Raw genomic sequence first — 427 nt, 5'->3', positions numbered from 1 at the left:
GCCGCTACTTCTTCGAGAAAATGCGTCGCCCATAGGACGGCGATGCCACGTTCCCGGCAAAGGTCCCTTACATGCTGCTCGAGCGCGCGCCGTCCCGGCACGTCAAGCCCGGTGGTCGGCTCGTCGAGCAGCAGCAGGCGCGGGCTGTGCATCAGCGCCCGCGCAATCTCCACGCGCCGGCGCTGGCCGCCGGATAGCGCGCGGGTCCGATCGTCGATCCTGTCCAGCACCTCGAGGCGGCTCAATTCCTCCCGTGAGCGCGCCTTGGTCAGTTCCGTCGGAAGTCCATGCAGCGCGGCGTGGTAGCGCAGGTTCTCGCCCGGTGTTAGATCGAGATCGAGCGTCGGCAACTGGAAGACGACGCCCATTTGCGCGAGCGCGGCGGACGGGTTCGCCTGCATCGCCATATCGAACACACGCACCAGCC

Annotated in this window: 1 protein-coding gene; it reads right to left on the bottom strand. The window is 67.2% G+C overall.

Annotation, left to right across the window (positions count from 1 at the left end):
* The coding region (locus tag EOA24_RS40910) for an ATP-binding cassette domain-containing protein (protein ID WP_127410968.1) at positions 1 to 427 on the bottom strand (427 nt) is incomplete at both ends.

It is taken from the genome of Mesorhizobium sp. M2A.F.Ca.ET.039.01.1.1 (assembly GCF_003998035.1).
Taxonomy (GTDB): Bacteria; Pseudomonadota; Alphaproteobacteria; order Rhizobiales; family Rhizobiaceae; genus Mesorhizobium.
This window is presented reverse-complemented; position numbering and strand designations above follow the sequence as displayed.